This window comes from Rickettsia felis URRWXCal2 (genome assembly GCA_000012145.1).
Classification (GTDB): domain Bacteria; phylum Pseudomonadota; class Alphaproteobacteria; order Rickettsiales; family Rickettsiaceae; genus Rickettsia; species Rickettsia felis.
In genome coordinates this window covers 615,063-634,242 of record CP000053.1, presented here as the reverse complement: position 1 = coordinate 634,242, position 19,180 = coordinate 615,063, and the positions used below count along the sequence as shown (strand labels likewise).

Here is a 19,180-nt window from a genome sequence, read left to right as displayed (position 1 = left end):
TATTAAAATTCCATGTTTCATGGTATTTTCGACTCGGCATTATATTAATCTATTTTAATAAAGTCAATGTGAATGGTTAATTTTTATGAATTAACCAATTAACAATATAATTTAAAAATTCTTTTTTCTTGAATCTATTTGTAATATAGTAATAGGCATATTTAATATTTGTAGAGGGAATAATGAAAAAAAATCCAAAAATCTCATTAATAGGTAGCGGTAACATAGGTGGTACGCTTGCTCACTTAATTAGCCTTAGAAACTTAGGTGATATCGTGTTATTTGATGTGGCTGAAGGAGTACCGCAAGGAAAAGCATTGGATCTCATGCAAGCCGGTACAATAGCCGGGTCTGATATCAAAATAAAAGGCACAAATGACTATAAAGATATTGAAGGATCTGATGCAATAATTATTACTGCCGGTTTACCAAGAAAACCAGGAATAAGTAGAGATGATTTAATTAGCATTAATACCGGTATTATGAAAAATGTTGCAGAGAATGTTAAAAAATACGCTCCTGATGCCTTTGTAATAGTAATTACCAACCCGCTTGACGTTATGGTATATGTCATGCTTAAAGAAAGCGGACTACCTCATAATAAAGTAATAGGGATGGCAGGCGTACTTGACTCATCAAGATTTAATCTTTTTCTTGCTGAAGAATTTAAAGTATCGGTTAGCAATGTTAATAGCACGGTTCTCGGCGGTCATGGTGATGCTATGGTACCTCTTGCAAGATATTCTACAATATCAGGAGTGCCGATACCTGACTTGATAAAAATGGGCTTATCAAGTAATAAGAATATTGAAAAAATAATCGATCGTACTAGGAACGGCGGCGGTGAGATTGTTGCATTACTTAAAACAGGTTCTGCTTATTATGCCCCTGCAGCCTCAGCAATAGAAATGCTTGAAGCATATTTAAAAGATAAACGTCAAATTCTAACTTGTGCCGCTTATCTACAAGGTGAATATGGGGTTAATGATTTATATGTCGGAGTACCTATTATTATAGGTAAAGAAGGCGTCATAAAAGTAGTAGAACTACAGCTAACTAAAGAAGAAAAAGCATTATTCGACAAATCAGTTGAAGGAGTTAAAAAACTCCTTGACACGATAAAATAAATGATAAAATTATATTATTGAAGCACAAATGCAACAAGATTTAAAATATTGAATTAATACTAATTATTAGTATTGTTAATTTAACATAAATGGTATTACATTTTGGTTTATTTTTATTAATAGAGGGAAATTATGAAACATAAAAATGAATCAGACCGGCTAACAAGAAATCTTTATTTAATAAAAAATACTAATTTAAATAATATTTTAGAAGCAGATAAACTAGTTATAACACGTACAACTAATTTTATAGAAGCTCTAATAAACAAAATAGACCCTAGAAAGCCTGGACCGTATGTTTCTCAGCAACAAGCTAACTTCAAAGTAGCAAACAAAGTGGCAACTGATAAAAATATACAAGGTGCTAGTAAAGAAATTTATTTAAAAAATCTACCTATTAGTATTGGTAAAGTTGAAGGCTTTAAGGAAGACGGAAAAGGTAGAAAAACAAAGGCTCAACTTGATGTCCTAATATCCCCTTCAGATTTTTCAGAATTATTAAGACTAAGTAATTCATTACCGATCACTAATGAGCAAGGATTAGAAATAAAGAGCAACATTAATCTATTACAATTGATGGAAGAAGTTGTTCAGAAAGTAGGGAAAAGTAGCTTAAATATACAGCAAGATAAAAAAATACTTACCTCACAAAAAAACGCACAAGCTATAACACACGGTCAACAAAAAGTAGAGCTTAGCCTTAAAGAAGAGATAATAAAGTTAAGGGAAGCAGTCCAAGAAACAATCAAAAATCCAACTAATAATGAAGAATTTAATAAGACATCAAAAGAAATTTTAGATTTGATTAATAATATCAACTCTCATCAACCATCTAGATTACAGGCAGCTAGAAATAAAATCCTGAGTAGCGGAGGAAGCCCTAATGCTAAAAATACAAAAATAGAGGAATTTTTTCTTGAACAACATGAATGGGATAAATTTCAAGAATTAAGAGAAAGATTACAAAAAATAAAAGAACCTAGAGAAAAACTAGATGAAATGAAAAATTTTTATGATGTGATTAATTCATTAGATAAAAATATCATTCTAAGAGCAATGCAAGAGAAACAAAAAGTTCAACAAGCTTCTAATCAAAAAGCCCAAGAGATTATAAGAAGTAAATTTTTATACCTTGATAATGCCGGAGATTTTTCAGACGGTTTACAAAATTTATTTGAAGAGTTAAAAAATAAAGAAGAGAAAGGGCAAAAAGAACTTATAGAAGCTTCTAAAAATATACTCAGCAAAAGTATATCAGTAAATAAAAATTACTTCCGTAATACTAATAATTCAAGCGAATTAGATTTACAATATAAGATGTTATTAATAGATCATGCAGATAATATCTCGCAAAATATAAAGGAGGCTCTAGTCTTATATGCCGGAAGTAATAACAATAACCAGATTGATATATTATCTGAAGAATTAGCAAATAAATTTAAAAATATATCAAATTTAATAAGGCAAAATGAATCAGTACTACAGAAAGAAACAGGTAAATATTCTCCTTCTTTAGAAACTATACCTGAAGATTCTATACCTAAGTTATCACCGGCAATAGTACATTCCTCAACAGAACTTTTTGCAAAACTAGAAAACTCATTCAATGAACTAGAGCAATTCACTGATAAAATATTAATAGATGCCGGCAAATCTTATGTACAACAAGCAAATATTAATCCTAAATCTAATAATGTTTCTAGATCTTCTTCTATTGATTCAGGAATCGGTTCAAGTCAAGAAGAATTATCTACCACATTTGGAAAAAGCAGCTCTACTAATTTAATTAAAGCTCTTGATTTAGCACAAGCGAAAATTTTATCAAATTCAAATACAACAAAAGATAAGTTAACGGCAACAAAAGAACTACAAAAATCTATCCAACAAAAAGAAGTAAGCAATGAAAGACTTACTCAAGAAGAAATAGATAATATTTATAAAACACTAGGTATATTTGAAGAAATTAAGGAATATGAAAAGAGCGAAAATTCACGTGATCCTCGTTTGTTAAATAAAAACTACTATAAGCTAACTGATCCTCGTGAGGAGCGTAGAAGCGATAATATCGCTTTAGAGTGGGATGACACCGGAATGCTACCTCCTTCCCAAAATAGTGCCGTTTTAGATAAATTAAAAGAAGCAGTAGATGATTATATATCTGAACTACAAAATGAAAAACTATCTATAGATACATCACCGAAGCAGGTTAATATCGATAATGTATTACCTAAAATACGAACTTTGTTTAATGATGAATTAGCTAAAGATACATCACCAATGCAGGAAGCAATACCGGCTCCTCCTCCTCTTTCCTGGAATACTCATCCTATATTCGGTGATACAATAAAGTTCTTAAAGAGATTTAAAGAAGAGATAGATAAATTTCCACAAGATTACACTAAAGCCTCTACCATACCTCTATATTTAAGTAATGTTAATAGAAATTTAGGAAGAAACGAATTTTTAGCAAGTATGGTGTCGACTTCTCAAAAAGATGAGAGAATTAACGATATATTAGATAAGCTCCAAAAAATTTCTACTAATTGTAGTAAGATAAGTAATAGTGATGATAAGTTTAATAACGAGATTAAAGAATCTTTTGTAGAAATTAATACTACATTAAAAAATATAATAGAATATAAAGGACCCGAAATAGAATATTTAAATTCCAATATAGAAAAAGTTCAAAAGAACTTATCTCGTTTAGAATCTTTTACTTATGAATTATCTAAAAATACATCTCCGAAACATACTAAGCAATCAACCCAAGAACAACCTAAAATATCTACAGGAGCAGTTACCGGTATAAAAGATAGAATAGCAAAATTTGAAGCAGACTCTGACAGCAAAATCGAAAAATACTGGACAGAAGAAAAGAAACAAACTGTAGAAAAACAACATGAAAATACTCAATCTGACTATATAACTCCTAAGAAAAATTTTGAGTTTGAAAATCGAGGTAAAGAAATTAAAGAGAATAGCACCAAAAATTTAATAAACAAATTTGAAAAAGGCTTTGATAGTAAAATAACAAGATACTGGACATCACCGGAGGAATGGGATAAATGGGAGGAAGAAAAACAGAAAGGTATAGGGAAAGAGAATGAACTAATAAGACCTCGTACAAAATTTTTAATAGAACATTCTAAGCATGCTCAATCTAAAGATAATGCACCTAAAAGGCAAACTAAGAGTTATATAGAAGCTAGTGAAGATACACATATAAAAGAAGGCAATACAAAAAGCTTAAAAGACAAATTTGAAAACTTAGCAAAAGAAGCGAAGCAAATTGGAACACAGGCACAGCAAAGCCCCAAATCTTCAAGTAGCCCTAGCATAAAACCTACAGGTCGCAGTAAAGACGGAAGAGTTATCTAAGACAATTGATGTTATTCTTGTTTTTGAGTCTGTTGCATGGCTCATTTATGTCATTCCCGCATGGCAGTGTTGCGTGGATACCGAGTCGTCATTGCGAGGAAGCCGTAGGCGACGCAGCAATCCAGAAAAGTAATTAAAAAAATTCTGATATACAGAATTTTTTTCGGCTCTGTCCAAATAAGTGTGTAAATTTCTCAAAGGTTGTATAAAAGAAAATATAACAAAAAGAGAAATTACAATGACACAGAAACAAAATGCTGCAATGGAACAAGCGATAGATTTATTGATCAATAATGATACAGATGTATCAATATTATTCAGGGAAGATGGTTTATTAAAAGAAATAACCAAGCGTCTTGTAGAGAGAGCTCTACAGTCTGAGATGAATAATCATTTAGGATATAGCAAGTACAATCAAAGTGATGCTCAGAATTCACGTAATGGTTATAACACAAAGAATCTGATTACAAAGAATGGTGCTGTTGAGATTGAAGTGCCAAGAGATAGAAATAGCAGTTTTGCACCATCATTAGTAGCAAAGCGTCAAAGAAGACTTGATGGTTTTGATGATAAAGTACTATCTTTGTATGCTAAAGGTATGAGTTTATCAGATATAAAATTACAGCTTCAGGAGTTATATGGAGCTGATGTAAGCGAGAGTTTAATTAGCCAAATCACAGATGATATAATAGAGGATGTTAAGCTATGGCAAAGCCGTCCATTAGATCCAGTATATGCTATAGTATTTTTTGATTGTTTAATAGTAAAAGTACGTCAGGATAAACGGATTATCAATAAATCGGTATATGTTGCATTAGGTATTGATTTAGAAGGGCGGAAAGATATTTTGGGATTATGGATCAGTGAGAATGAAGGGGCTAAATTTTGGCTTGGAAATTTTACTGAGATGAAAAATAGAGGTATACAAGACATACTGATAGCATGTAGCGATAACCTTAATGGTATGTCTGAAGCTATAGGTGCTGTTTTTCCAAAGACGGAGCATCAATTATGTATTGTACATCAAATTAGAAATAGTTTACGATATGTATCATATAAGGACCGGAAAGAGCTTGCTGGTGATTTAAAACCTATTTATACACTAGCACAGAAAAAGAAGCACTTTCCGCTTTAGAGGCTTTTGAATCTAAATGGAATAAACAATATCCTCAAATTGCTAAATCTTGGTATGTTCACTGGGATAATTTAATGATTTTCTTAGGATACCCTGAAGAAATACGGAAAATAATTTATACAACAAATGCTGTGGAATCTGTTAATAGTCAACTCCGAAAAGTCACAAAAAATAAACGTGTTTTTCCAAATGATAATGCTGTTTTTAAAAGCTTATATTTGGCAATTGATTACATGACCAAAAAATGGTCCATGTCCATACCAAATTGGAACAAGGCTATGGCTCATTTTTTAATAAAATTTGACGAAAGAATCTAGGCTTTTGGAAAAGTTTACACACTTAATCGGGAAGACTCGTTTTTTCTTCCTTGCTTCGTCGAATTACTGTGTAATTCTTCTCGCAATGACGACTCGGTATCCATGCAACAACGCTTTCCCGCGTAGGCGAGAAGCCAGCATAAAGCGAGCTTTTAATTTCAAAAATTTGCTGTATTTATACTTTTTTTTTTTGGGATTGCCACGTCGCTTCGCTCCTCGCAATGACGGTTCGGGTATCCACGCAACAATACCCACTTGCAATGACGATTTAGTATCCATGTAAGGATAACATCTTACGTAAAACTAACACTGTACTCATTAATATTATAAGCAAAAATATGAAAAAGCTTAAAGTTAGAGATAGTGACTTAAAATTTTGCCACAACAACATACTAAAGAAAGGAGTAGTTGAGGATAGAATAATACCTCCAAAAGAATGAGATAAACTATAAAGCCTCATTTTAACATTAGTCTTAAACAAAGATTGAACAATAATTTGTAGCGGTACTGCATAAAATGCTGCAAGTCCTATTAATATAATGGGACAGAGAATATTAAATATTTGTTTGTATAACATTATTTGCATTCCTAAAGCAACAATAATGCTAGCAAATACAGTCCATGTAATCTGTCTTAAAGGGTTTATTTTATCGGCAAGCAGCCCTGCAAAAACGGCTGATATTCCATAGGTAGTAGTAAGAGCTATATTCATAAATCTTATTTCAGGATGATTTACAAAAGCTATTTTTGTTAAAAAAACTCCTAAGAAAATTACCAAAAAGTGATACACTCCTCCAATAGCACCGTTTATTAGTAACGCTATTATAAAAGATGTTTTATTATCCTTTATTATCTGTTTTATCGTACTTTTCGATGATTTTCTTAAAAACTCGCTACTTTCTTTAAAAAAATTTCTCATCAAAATAGCAAATAAACCAAATATTGCACCGATAAAGAAATTAAAACGCCATAAATACTGGATATCAGAATTGCTAGTATAATAATAAGCTATAGCCGCAAGTAATGCACCTATTTGGCTACAACACGAAACTATTCCTATATTTAAATTTTTCCTATTATCTCCTGTTTTTTCAGCTACATAAATTTTTATTCCGTCAACTTCTCCGGCAAGGCTTGCTAAAAAAACCATTCGACATAATGTTAGTATTACCGTAGCAAAAATACCTATCATCTCAAAGGAAGGAGTAATAGCAATTAATCCGGTAGAAATGCTACTCATGAACATTGATATCTTAATAGATTTAGTACGCCCGTATTTATCTCCGATAAATCCAAAAATTAAAGACCCTAAAGGTCGTACTATAACGGCTGCACTAAGAATGGCAAAAAAGCCGAGTAGTTGTTTATCCTGTTCTATATTAGGTAAGAAATTTTGTGCAAGAATACTAGCCGATAAACCGAATAGAGCATAATCATAATAACGGATAATTGTTGTAAAAAATGCAACTAAAAAAGCTGAATTAGACATATAATATTTTCTTTTGGTGACAACATCATATGATACTAACTATTTAGTTTCAACAGACTTCTTTTGGATACCAACTCGTCATTACAAGCATTGCATGGTTCAAGAAAAGTATTCAATGTCATTCCTGCGAAAGCAGGAATCCAGCGTAAAGCGAGATAGATCGAGCTTTTAATTTCAACAATTTGTTATATTTATACTTTTTCTGGATTCCCGTCTTCGCGGGAACGACATAAAACAAGCCATACAACAAGCTACATTCCTCTACCTGTATCTATTTTTTTTCTTTGTGCTTCCATAGCTTTTGCCAGTCCTTCTTTATTCTTATCTCTTTCCTGAGGTATTTGTTTACCAATATCTTTAGCCTCTTCTTTTACAATATTTGGAATTGACGTAGGAGGAGGTGGTGGTGGAACAGAAAGACCACTCCCAGGCATTGGAGGCGGCACCGGTATAGTACCGCTAGGCATAGTTGAAGTATTTTTTGAAGGTTGATTAGTAGCTTCTGCTTGCTGCTGCTTTATCTTCTCTTCTTTCATACGTTTTATAGCTGCTAATGCTCCTTGTTGCTGTAAATCTGCAGCTGTCGGTTCTCCTTTCGTAGGCGATGAGGGGTTATTTTTATTATCAAACTTTTTTTCTCTATCTGAAGCACTATTAATATTACTACGTTCTTTTTCTATAGCTTTAAATTGATTATTAATAGATTCCAATTCTGCAACAATTTTCCATCTTTCTTCTCTAGTAATATTAGAATTAGCTTTTTTTTCTTCAAGCCCTTTTTTCTTATCTTCTAATTCTTTCTGTTTTTGCTTTAATTCTTCTAAAATTTTTGCATGATTATCTGTTTGGATTTTAGATTCTTTATTTTGACTTATTGGAGTATCAATATTTTGCCTTCTTTGTGCATTCTTCCATGCTAACTCTTCTATAAAAGAATTAAATTTTGGCTTTTCTACTGGTTGAGATGAACTCTTTATTAGTATTTCTATCGGCTTTATTCCTATCTCTGCTTGTGTGAGATCTTCAAAACTCTCTTTAGAAGCCAAAGGTTTTTCAGGTATTTGTTGATTTGTTTGCTGTACAATTTCTGTAATTTCTTTAATATTTTTATGTAGTTCTGCAATAGAACTAGCTCTTTCTAATTCTTTTTTAGGATTTCTAATATTCTCATACCAACTCTTTAAATCTTCCTTTAAATAATCATAAGTTGCTTTAATAGATGTTACTTTAGTTTCAAAGTTTGCGGTAATTTGTGCTGCTAATTTTAATGATTGTTCTGAAGGCTGCTTTCCTTCTTCACTTAAAGGCTGAATTATGATTTTAGACTTTTCTCCTGAAAACCATCTTGAAAATACACTTGGTTTATAGACTTGAATTTCTGCTTTACCGCCTTTCTCATCTTTAACTATTACACTCCCTTCATAACCGGTAAACTTATTAAGCAATGTTTTAGGATTTTTAAATTCTGCGGTTAAATTATTATTTTGTAATTTAGGAAAGACGTCTTGAATATTTCTTTTTTCTTCTAAGAATTTACTTAATTTTTTAAAAGTTTGATCATTTTGTGAACTTATATTATCTATCTCATAACCAGGACTACTATCTACAAAATTTAGTACGAAAGGTTTGGCTTTTATTCCGTCATATATCTTTTTCAAAAAATTATCATTAAAATTTTGACTTTCATTAGTACCTTTTAAATTATTCTTTAATTGCTCAAAAGTCATTTTTTTCGGTTCGGCAATACTAGAATTATGCAAGTCGGTATTAAGCATAATTGTTTGGTAAGCTAGTATATATGCGGCATCCTTACTTTTTATTTCACCGTTTATATTTTGTTCATAATAGTTTGTCCCAAAACTTTCGACTAACCTATCTATTTTTTGAGCTTCGCCCGGTAATTTAAATGATTGTAAAAACCCACGTAAACTTTCTAAATAATCTTTTTCTTTAAAATCAAATTGCTTAGTAAAACTCTCTAATACTTTTTTATTATCGCCTCCATCTGTTCCAAGATAATCTCCTACAAACTCTAAATTTAGATTAGTTTTTTCCTCATAAAAAAATTTAGCAGTTTCTTCTGTAAAATCTTTATTATTATCAGCACACCATTTTTTAATTCTTGTAATTCCGCTTTTTGGCTTATCATTAAAAAGTTTAATTACTTCGTTTTTTACTAATGAGTCCATTTTATCTCTCACAAGTTAATTAAATATCTAGTAATTAAAGACCTTTTATAGATTCAACACAAGTAAAAGCCGCAATTTTTAATATTTTACTATGTTACTGTGGCTTGTAAGATTTTATTCAGAAATATTGATAAGATTTTTGCAAGAATAGTTATTCATATTTCAAAAAAATCTTATAATTCGCAGCAAAAAAAATTAAATTATCGATTAAAATTTATTTATAAATAGCCTCTTAAACTTCTTTTATAGCCTCAACGCAAGCAAAAGTTGCTATTTTTAGTATTTCATTAGCTGTTGCTGTAGCTTGAAGTATTTGAACGGGTTTTTCAAAACCGTTTGTTATAGGACCTATGAAGCTATTGGATGAAAATTCTTGTAATAATTCAGTAGAAATAGCCGCTGAATTTAAACCAGGCATAATTAATACATTTGCAGACCCTGATAATCTACAAAATTTATATAATTTACGTAAATCACCGTCTAAAGCTACCTTAACCGACATCTCTCCATCATATTCAAAATCTACTTTCATGCCGCTCAGCTCTTCTTTGTCTTTACTAAAATTATCTAGTATATTTACTGCTTCACGAATACGAGCTGTTTTTTCCTTAGAAGCATTACCGAAGCTGGAAAAAGAAAGAAGAGCAACTCTTGGGGTAATCCCCATGTTTTTAGCAATTTCTGCCGTTTGTGTTGCTATTTGAGCAAGCTCTAAGCTGTTTGGATATTCAGTAATACAATTATCAGAAATAATAATATTATTGTCTTTAGCAATCATAATTGAATAGCCAAGGATTCTACGATTAGGTTTTGGCGAAATTACTTTCATGATATCTTCTAAACTATCGATATAGCTTTTAGTAACACCGGTTAAAAGAGCATCACCGTCACCGCAAGCTACCATACAAGCAGCAAAAATATTCTTATCTGTTTTAACAAGTTTAGCACAATCACGATATAAATAGCCTTTTCTCTGAAGTCTTTTATATAAATAATCAATATATTTCTCTAAACTATCAGTTAAAGCTGCATTCATTATTTGAATTCCGTCTAAGCTAATATCTTGACCTATCTTTTTTAATGTAGCCTCAATTCGCTCAACACGACCAATTATAATCGGATGACCGTATTTCTCGTCTCGCATCATAAGGGCGGCAGAAATTACTTCTTCTTCTTCACCTTCAGCAAAAACAATCCGCTTAAGCGGTGCATTATGAATTTTTTCAGCTAAGAAATTCATATAGTTAGCAGTAGGGTTTAATCTACTACCCAATTCTTTCCTATATTTACCTATACTAAAATCTTTAACTCTAGCAACGCCGCTTTCTATTGCAGCAACGGCAACCGCTGCTGCTACTACGGTAATTAAACGAGGATCAAACGGTACGGGAATGATGTATTCCTTACCGAAAACCATCTTACGCCCTGAGTAAGCTTTATATACCTCTTCCGGTACAGGTCTACGGGCTAAATCTGCAATAGCTTTTGCTGCTGCTATTTTCATTTCTGTATTAATGGTCCTCGCTCTTACGTCTAATGCTCCTCTAAAAATATAAGGAAATCCCATAACATTATTAATCTGATTATTATAATCAGATCGCCCTGTTGCTATAATTGCATCATCCCGCACAAACTTTATATCTTCAGGAGTAATTTCCGGATCAGGGTTAGCCATAGCAAAAATAATCGGATTATTTGCCATCCCTTTCACTATCTCTTTAGTTACCGCCCCTTTTACTGATAACCCTATAAATACATCTGCATTATTTAAGCTTTCCGCTAAGGTTCTAACCTTAGTATCGCTTGCATATAGCTTTTTCCATTTATTCATACCTTCTAGGCGTCCTTTGTACACAACACCTTTTGTATCACATAAAATAATCTTTGATTTATCGACTCCAAGAGCAATTAATAAATCAATGCAAGCAATAGCGGCAGCCCCTGCTCCATTAACCACGATTTTTAAATCTTCAAGCTTGCGATTAGTAAGATATGCTGCATTTATTAGCCCTGCGGCGGTAATAATCGCCGTTCCATGCTGATCGTCATGAAAGACCGGTATATTCATTAAAGATTTTAATTTTTCTTCTATAATAAAACATTCAGGAGCTTTAATATCTTCAAGATTGATACCCCCAAAACTATAACTGAGATATTTCACGGCATTAATAAATTCTTCAGGATCTTCCGTATTCACTTCCAAGTCTATTGCATCAATATCGGCAAATTTTTTGAACAGTACGGCTTTTCCTTCCATTACCGGTTTTGAAGCAGCCGCTCCTAAATTACCAAGCCCAAGTACAGCAGTACCGTTAGAGATTACGGCAACTAAATTACCGCGAGCGGTATATTTATATACATCCTCTAAATTTTTAGCAATTTCAAGGCAAGGAGCAGCCACACCCGGTGAATATGCAAGCGATAAATCTTGCTGCGTAACTAAAGACTTTGTTGCAGAAATAGCGATTTTACCCGGTTTATCTTTTTCATGATATTCAAGGGCTTCAGCATAATTTATTTTATTCATTTCATCCATTTTAGAAATTCCTGTTTTGTTTATTTGTTTTGGTTTTTCGTCATTGCGAACAGTCGTTGTTGCGTGGATACCCGAATCGTCATTGCGAGGAGCGAAGCGACGTGGCAATCTCGTCAAATATCCTGAGATTGCTTCGTCGAATTACTATGTAATTCTCCTCACAATGACGTGGTAAATTCACCCCATTACATACATAATAATTGATATAGTAACCACTGAGAAAAAAGTAGTAAATGTTATAATCGACGCCATAGAATCAGGATCACCGTCAAGCTGACGAGATAGAACATAAGCCGTACTTGCACATGGAAGACAGCTATATAATATTCCTACCGATCTATCTATCCCCTCAATTGACATTAACCATAATACTATTACGCTAACTAGAGGAAATGCAACTAATTTAATAAAGCTTGTAAACATTACATTGTGTAAAACCTCTCGCCTAATAGTAAAATTAAGCCCTGCTCCAACATTTAACATACCAATAGCTAAAGCAGCATTAGAAAGACTATCTAGCGTTTTCTTAAGCCCTAAATGTAATTCAAGATTTGAGTAATTAAAAACGAACCCTACTAAACTTGCGATAATTAACGGGTTACGCACAATTAATTTCATCATTAAAACAAAACTAGTTCTAATAGTATTAGTAACGGATTTATTAGGGATATAATAAGCGAAAATCATTACCGATAAAATATTGGTAAAAATAATCATATAAGAAGAAATAACGGCGACAATAGAAAGCCCACTAGGACCAAGCAGCGGGCTACTTACTCCAAAAAAAATGTAGCTATTATAACGAATTGATCCTTGAAAAATGGAAGTAAATTGGATTTTATCTATATTATATTTTTTTTGGTAAATTATAAGACCAATTGATACAAGGATAGTGGAAATAATAAGAGCCACTACTAACTTAATTATCGATGCAACGCTTAAGTCGGCAGTAGATACGTAATTAAACAGCATGGCAGGAAATAGTACAAAATACGATAATTTCTCAATACCACGCCAAAATTCTTCTGAAGTTAACCATTTATTTTTGATAATACTACCAAGAAGCGTAATTAAAAAAATAGGTAACGTACTACAAAAAATTTCATTCATTTGTTAATAGTTTTTATTTTAACGTCATTGCGAGAAAAGGCGAAGCCTTGACGTGGCAATCTCATGAAACAATACAAAATTCTTGAGATTGCCGCACTCACTTCGTTCGTTCGCAATGACGCTTAGATGCCCACGCAGGAATAACATTAATACAACGTGAAAGTATACGAAGATCAACTTCAAAAAGAGCAAGAAGTCCACAAGACGAGGAGCGGAGCGTATACTTAATACGTGAGCACCGCAGTACTTGTAGGACGACGTAGCCAATTTTTGAAGTTCATCGAGTATACAACTTTCCTTCAACCAGCTTCATCGTTTCTTTTATACCGTAAAGCTTTATGAAAGTCCCAAGTCTTGGACCTTCGCTTTGCCCAAGCAATATTTGATATAGATCCTTGAAATAATCACGCAGATTTTCATATCCTGCTTTCATTCCTATATCATATATTGCTTTCTGAATCGCTTCAGCTTCGGTTTGATCAGATATGCTAGATAACATATCTAATATATCTTGTAAAATAACCTTATGCTTTTCAGAAGGAGCTAAATATGATTTATATGCTTTAATAAAGTCATTATAATATCTTATAGCAAATTCTGCTAAGTGGTCAAGATAAGGACTAGTCTTTGGAGTTGCTTTTGGCTCATATTTGCTAATAAATCCCCAAAGTACCGATTTATCAGAAGGATTACACACGGAAGTAAGATTTAAAAGCAACGCATAGGTAATGCCAAAAGTCTCAATTTTCGGTACATTTCCGTGATGTATGTGATAAACTGGATTTGCAAAACGCTTTGCCCTATCCTCTTCTAAATGATATTTCTGATTAAAAGTAATATATTCATCAACATTTTTAGGAATTACATCAAAAAACAAACGCTTAGCTCTAGTCGGATTTTGGTACATAAATAATGCCATACTTTCAACGGGAGCATATTTAAGCCAATCATCAACGCTAATACTATTACCTTTTGATTTTGATATTTTCTCACCGTTTTCATCTAAAAATAGCTCATAACATAGCTGCACCGGCGGCTTGCCTCCTAGGATTCGGCAAATTTCCGAATAAAGCCGAGCATTTGCTAGATGGTCTTTGCCGTACATTTCATAATCGACTTTAAGAGCAGCCCAACGCATACCAAAATCCGGCTTCCACTGTAATTTGCAATGCCCTCCCGTTACCGGCACTTCTACATAATTACCGGCTTCGTCTTTATATCTAACAGTACCTGCTTTAGCATCCCATTTCTCTATAGGCACTTGCAGCACTTTACCCGTTTTCGGGCATATAGGCATGAAAGGCGAATAGGTAGCCTTTCGCTCTTCTCTAAAAGTCGGTAGCATCAGCTCCATTATTTCGTCATATTTCTCTAGCACTCTTATCAGCATTTCATCAAACATACCGGCTTTATAACAGTTAGTACTGCTATAAAATTCATACTCAAAGCCGAATTTATCAAGAAATGAGCGAAGCTTTGCATTCATATAATGCCCATAACTTTCACATTCACCGAATGGATCAGGGATAGAAGTAAGCGGCATATCCATATACCCAGCTACCATTTCAGGATTTGGGATGTTACTCGGTACTTTACGAAGTCCGTCCATATCATCGGAAAAGCAGATTAGCTTAGTCGAAATATCGGATAATTGCTCAAACGCTTTCTGCACCATCACCATACGAGCATTCTCACCAAAAGTACCTATATGAGGCAAACCTGAAGGACCGTAACCCGTTTCAAATAATACATAGTTTTTTTCAGGAACTTTACCGTTTAAGCTATCTAATATCTTCTTAGCCTCGACAAAAGGCCAAGCGTTTGACTTAATAGCATCTTCCCAAATTTCTGACATTTATTTTTCTTGCACTTTAATTAATAATCAGTGACAATATACTAAATTTATTTATTTGTAAAATATCACTTGAATTTTTTACGATTTTAAAGAATAAACTAACGTCATTGCGAGGAGCGAAGCGACGTGGCAATCTTGTAAAACATCCTGAGATTGCCACGCTCACTAACGTTCGCTCGCAATGACGTTCCTTAAAAAAATAAAACCCATGCCATTTACTACTATTATAAATTACATCAGAAAAGATAGCTATAAAGTTCTACATTTAGGACTAATTGCAATTTCTATAATAGCACTTGCTACCGCTTATATTGCTGAATATATATTCCATTATACACCCTGCCCTTTATGCGTTTACGAAAGATTTCCCTATTTAACGCTAATCAAAATTTGCTTAACTGCTTTAATCATCAGACAATTAAGCAAATATACTTTAATATTCATTCTCCTAACTATTCTTAGCTCTTGCATATTATCAACATATCATAGTTTCGTAGAAAGAGGGATAGTACAACCAAGTGCTCTTTGCTCATCGATGAGCCGTATCCCGAAAGGCTTGTCTATACAACATATCAAGCAAATGTTCTACTCGCAGCCAATCACCTCCTGCACGAAACCCGCAATCAAAATCTTCGATATTTCTATGACGGAGTATAATCTACTCTTAAATATCACGCTTCTAATCTGTTTACTCCTAGTTTGGTTTTATCCAAAATCTATATAAATAGTTAAAAAATTAATTATTGCTTGCAAAAATTAAAAATATTGTATATAATCTCACTTCAATATTTTTATATTATTTCTAATCTCTTAATTTTTTTAAATTTAGTTAGAGGTTATATGAAAATAATAATTTCAACTAATTTAAAAAAGAGAAAAATATATGATGAGCAATTATAACAAAAATAATTTATTCGCAAAACTCGCTTACGGCGATCTTAGCGAAGTTCAAGCTTTATTAAAAAGTGGAGTTAATATTGATGAACATAAAAATGAGCGTGGAGAAACAGCATTATACAATACATTATTTACAGGATATATGGATAGAGCTGCATTTTTACTTAAACATAAGGCTAGCCCTAATATTCCGGATAATTCCGGACAAACGATTTTATATCTTTTAGTGATGAATAATTCAATAGATAAAATGAAATTTTTATTTGAAAATACTACTAATATTGACTTAGAAATAAAGAGCTTCTGTGGGCATTCTCCTTTACATGCCGCAACATTTAACGAAAATATTGAGGCTATGGAGCTTTTACTTAAAAAAGGTGCAGATATTAATAGTAAAGATTCTTTTGGTGCTTCTGCTTTACATGGTACAATATATAATAACAAGCTAAAAGCTGCCGAACTTTTACTTAATCATGGTGCAGATGTTAATGCTAAAGATAATTACGAGGATACTATTTTACACAATATAATAGGTACTAACAATATAGAAGCTGCCAAGTTTTTACTTCAAAATGGGGCTGATGTTAATATTGAAAACAATAATAATTTTACTCCTTTAGATAGGGCAATATTAGGTCAGCACAAAGAATTAGCTGAACTTTTTCTTAAATCCGGTGCTACAATAAAAATAGGTAATACGATGGATTTCAAGATTTTGAGCGAGAAATTACTAGATATGAATATAGATAAAGAGCTTGTATTCAAATCATTATTAATTTCTAATATTGATGATCAAACAAAATTTCAATTATTATCTGATTTTAATTTTAAAGCTGATATTCATCATAAGATAGGCTTACTTCTTTCCTTAACTTTGAACTGTATTTTTTCTGCATATAAATAAGGTTTCATAATTTTGTCTTTTTAATCGAAAATGTATTCGTTTTTTCCGTCATTGCGAGGAAAAATTGAAAATTTTGACGAAGCAATCCCAGGAGTTTATATTATTTCATGAGATTGCTTCGTCGATGCCTATGGCATCTCCTCGCAATGACGATTTTCGAGCCATATTATTTCTTACCCACCGTACTCAATGAAATAAATAACACTATTCCTAAAATAAGCTTAAGATTTATGGGATCGATGCCAATTCGGAGTAAAACGCTCAGAGCAATAAAGTAAAATAATATACCTATAAAACAAGAAAATATCTCTTTAAACGCATTAAAATTATTAGCATGAATTAAAATATGCCGCCCTATGACAATCGCACCGATACCGACTAATGCCACTCCAAAACCCATATTAATATCGGCAAAACCGTTTATTTGTGCCGATAAAGTGCCGGTTAAGGCAGCTAGGCAGTTGCTTATGCTAAGCCCAAGCGTGCGATAAAGCTCAGCAGGTTTCCCTAAATTAATCAATAAATCTTTATTAAAACCAAAAGCACGAAGAAATAAACCAAGCTTACCTTTTAATAAAATTATAACAGCAAATATAATAAGACAATTAATTATTATTAAAGGCACTAACCAATTTTCGAGATCTAATATAGATAGCAAAGTCGGCATACCAAGAACCGATATATTAGGACGCTGCATAATTTGCAAGTTAACGGAATAAAGCATAAAACTTGCAAGTATTCCGGCTATAAGCCCGTTAATGCGGTTATTCTTCTGCATAAAACTAACTATGCTGCCGATAATTCCGCCTGATATTACGGCAAATATTAATGCAGGAAATAACCCCAATGAAATAGTGCGGGCAAACACCGCCGCACCAAGTACATAAGTACCGTCTACGGTAAGATCGGTAATTTTCAAGATTCGATAACTTATATATATCCCTAAAATAAGCGGCAACATTATTAAGGATTGCTCAAGAGCAGTAACTAAAATGTTCATGTTACTACTCTGTAAGTTCTTTTTTAGTAAAAGGAAGTACGGATAAATTTTCTTTAGTTAGAATAACTTGCTTTGATAGAGATTGAAGATTAATAAACAAAGTTAAGTCTTGCATATCCCCAAACGGAATATCTTTCGGCTCTGTTCCTTGTAAGATTTTTTTTGCCATTAAACCCGCTTCTACGCCTATTTGCTTTTCTTGCACTCCTACGGCAATAGTTGCCCCACTAATTACCGAACCTTCATCGGAAGCAATGATAGGAATACGGCGTTTAAATGCTTCTTGCTTTAAAATATTAATTCCGCTAACTACCAAATGATCTTTCAGAATTACAAAACTCTGCGTATTTTCAGGAGCATTTTTTACAGCGACCGGCATATCATTTAAATTTTGTATCATTACCGTGTGCAGAGAAATATTGTTTTTTCCAGTATATAATTTTAACATTTCTACTTCAGGTATAACTTTCTCGCTACTGCTATAAATTAAAGTGATATTCTGTAAAAAAGGTAATTTACTAATGGTGTCGGTGATTTTTATCTCATCGTTAACACCGGTAACTAAAGGTAGGTTTTTACTGTTAATCATAGCAGCAGCACAAACAATCGGTTTATTTGTTATATGAGAAATAACAGTTTGGCTGGTTGTCGTGCCGATTGGAATTATTACATCAATATCCTGATCTTTTATTTGCTTTACAATGGCAAGCAAAATATTAAAATCAGCATGAGCATTTTTAACTATGATTTCTGTATCTATGTCTTTTAGCGACTCTTTAATTCCCAATATAATCTCGGTCATTGCAGCATGTTCAAGCGGAACAATAATTGCTACTTTTTTTGATCCGCATAAATTGCAGCTGTGATAAATAAAACAAAAAGAAAAGAAAAAAATTTTTGAAAAATATTAGAGATAACATTTTAATATCCTGTCATAAGTTATAATTTAATAATCAAAATCTAAATTTGCATATAGCAAACATATAAACGCAAAAAATTATCTACGCCAACGCCAATTTTGTATTAAACTATTACCCTTTAAAGATATCATAAATATTTTTAACTGTAGAAATATAAAGTAAAGATAAAAAACCTATCTTTCTTTGACTAGAAGCTAAATAGTCAAGAAAACTCTACCTTAGAGGCTATCTGTAAATAAATTTTAAGGCTAATTAAATTATTTTTTGCTGCAAATAGTAAGATTTTTTTGAAATACAAATAATATTCTTTCAAAAAATCTTAT

General features: G+C 32.5%; 10 protein-coding genes and 5 pseudogenes. 8 read left to right on the top strand and 7 right to left on the bottom strand.

Features of this window, described 5'->3' with window-relative positions; translation table 11 throughout:
- Positions 1 to 182: 182 nt before the first annotated feature.
- The 5 genes and pseudogenes from mdh (at position 183) to RF_RS03145 (ending at position 5,957) form a co-directional block, all read left to right on the top strand.
- Complete coding sequence (gene mdh, locus RF_RS03165; protein ID WP_011270920.1) at positions 183 to 1,127, top strand: malate dehydrogenase; 945 nt, start codon at positions 183 to 185, stop codon at positions 1,125 to 1,127.
- A 2,472-nt stretch (positions 1,128 to 3,599) separates the two neighbouring features.
- Positions 3,600 to 3,812: pseudogene (locus RF_RS10545) on the top strand (hypothetical protein); the annotation flags it as partial.
- Positions 3,801 to 4,178: pseudogene (locus RF_RS08805) on the top strand (hypothetical protein); the annotation flags it as partial. The pseudogenes RF_RS10545 and RF_RS08805, both read left to right, overlap by 12 nt.
- Before the next feature lie 147 nt (positions 4,179 to 4,325).
- Entirely contained in the window at positions 4,326 to 4,505 is a 180-nt protein-coding gene (locus RF_RS08800) for a hypothetical protein (RefSeq protein WP_081427814.1), read from the top strand.
- A gap of 238 nt (positions 4,506 to 4,743) precedes the next feature.
- Positions 4,744 to 5,957, top strand: a pseudogene (locus RF_RS03145) (IS256 family transposase).
- A gap of 268 nt (positions 5,958 to 6,225) precedes the next feature.
- Here the strand turns inward: RF_RS03145 and RF_RS03135 are convergent.
- The 3 genes from RF_RS03135 to RF_RS03125 form a co-directional block, all read right to left on the bottom strand.
- Positions 6,226 to 7,446 (bottom strand): MFS transporter, encoded by a 1,221-nt coding sequence (locus tag RF_RS03135; protein WP_011270918.1) that lies wholly within the window; start codon positions 7,444 to 7,446, stop codon positions 6,226 to 6,228.
- Positions 7,447 to 7,697: 251 nt separating this feature from the next.
- Complete coding sequence (gene ralF, locus RF_RS03130) at positions 7,698 to 9,635, bottom strand: T4SS guanine nucleotide exchange effector RalF (protein WP_041405315.1); 1,938 nt, start codon at positions 9,633 to 9,635, stop codon at positions 7,698 to 7,700.
- 232 nt (positions 9,636 to 9,867) lie between these two features.
- Positions 9,868 to 12,171, bottom strand: a complete 2,304-nt coding sequence (locus RF_RS03125; protein ID WP_011270916.1) for an NADP-dependent malic enzyme — start codon at positions 12,169 to 12,171, stop codon at positions 9,868 to 9,870.
- On the opposite strand from RF_RS03125, the pseudogene RF_RS11950 reads away from it, so the two are divergent.
- Positions 12,170 to 12,314: pseudogene (locus tag RF_RS11950) on the top strand (polysaccharide polymerase); the annotation flags it as partial. The gene RF_RS03125 and the pseudogene RF_RS11950 overlap by 2 nt on opposite strands.
- Before the next feature lie 34 nt (positions 12,315 to 12,348).
- On the opposite strand, the gene RF_RS03120 reads toward RF_RS11950, so the two are convergent.
- Together RF_RS03120 and RF_RS03115 are read right to left on the bottom strand one after the other, a co-directional pair.
- Positions 12,349 to 13,281, bottom strand: coding sequence for an AEC family transporter (locus tag RF_RS03120; RefSeq protein ID WP_011270915.1), 933 nt, complete (start codon positions 13,279 to 13,281; stop codon positions 12,349 to 12,351).
- 277 nt (positions 13,282 to 13,558) lie between these two features.
- Positions 13,559 to 15,136, bottom strand: a complete 1,578-nt coding sequence (locus RF_RS03115; protein ID WP_011270914.1) for a lysine--tRNA ligase — start codon at positions 15,134 to 15,136, stop codon at positions 13,559 to 13,561.
- 208 nt (positions 15,137 to 15,344) lie between these two features.
- On the opposite strand from RF_RS03115, the gene RF_RS08790 reads away from it, so the two are divergent.
- Positions 15,345 to 15,860, top strand: a complete 516-nt coding sequence (locus RF_RS08790; RefSeq protein WP_081427752.1) for a disulfide bond formation protein B — start codon at positions 15,345 to 15,347, stop codon at positions 15,858 to 15,860.
- A 159-nt stretch (positions 15,861 to 16,019) separates the two neighbouring features.
- A complete protein-coding gene (locus tag RF_RS08065) occupies positions 16,020 to 16,937 on the top strand; it encodes an ankyrin repeat domain-containing protein (protein ID WP_011270912.1) in 918 nt (305 codons plus the stop codon).
- A 166-nt stretch (positions 16,938 to 17,103) separates the two neighbouring features.
- On the opposite strand, the gene RF_RS03105 is transcribed toward RF_RS08065, so the two are convergent.
- Together RF_RS03105 and RF_RS03100 are read right to left on the bottom strand one after the other, a co-directional pair.
- Positions 17,104 to 17,937 (bottom strand): ABC transporter permease, encoded by an 834-nt coding sequence (locus tag RF_RS03105; RefSeq protein WP_011270911.1) that lies wholly within the window; start codon positions 17,935 to 17,937, stop codon positions 17,104 to 17,106.
- 4 nt (positions 17,938 to 17,941) lie between these two features.
- A pseudogene (locus RF_RS03100) lies at positions 17,942 to 18,852 on the bottom strand (ABC transporter substrate binding protein).
- Positions 18,853 to 19,180 lie beyond the last annotated feature (328 nt).

Coding starts and splice junctions, on each gene's coding strand:
- RF_RS03115 (WP_011270914.1), bottom strand. CDS start 15,136: ATGTCAGAAATTTGGGAAGATGCTATTAAGTCAAACGCTTGGCCTTTT.
- ralF (WP_041405315.1), bottom strand. CDS start 9,635: ATGGACTCATTAGTAAAAAACGAAGTAATTAAACTTTTTAATGATAAG.
- RF_RS08065 (WP_011270912.1), top strand. CDS start 16,020: ATGATGAGCAATTATAACAAAAATAATTTATTCGCAAAACTCGCTTAC.
- RF_RS03105 (WP_011270911.1), bottom strand. CDS start 17,937: ATGAACATTTTAGTTACTGCTCTTGAGCAATCCTTAATAATGTTGCCG.
- mdh (WP_011270920.1), top strand. CDS start 183: ATGAAAAAAAATCCAAAAATCTCATTAATAGGTAGCGGTAACATAGGT.
- RF_RS03120 (WP_011270915.1), bottom strand. CDS start 13,281: ATGAATGAAATTTTTTGTAGTACGTTACCTATTTTTTTAATTACGCTT.
- RF_RS03135 (WP_011270918.1), bottom strand. CDS start 7,446: ATGTCTAATTCAGCTTTTTTAGTTGCATTTTTTACAACAATTATCCGT.
- RF_RS03125 (WP_011270916.1), bottom strand. CDS start 12,171: ATGGATGAAATGAATAAAATAAATTATGCTGAAGCCCTTGAATATCAT.
- RF_RS08790 (WP_081427752.1), top strand. CDS start 15,345: ATGCCATTTACTACTATTATAAATTACATCAGAAAAGATAGCTATAAA.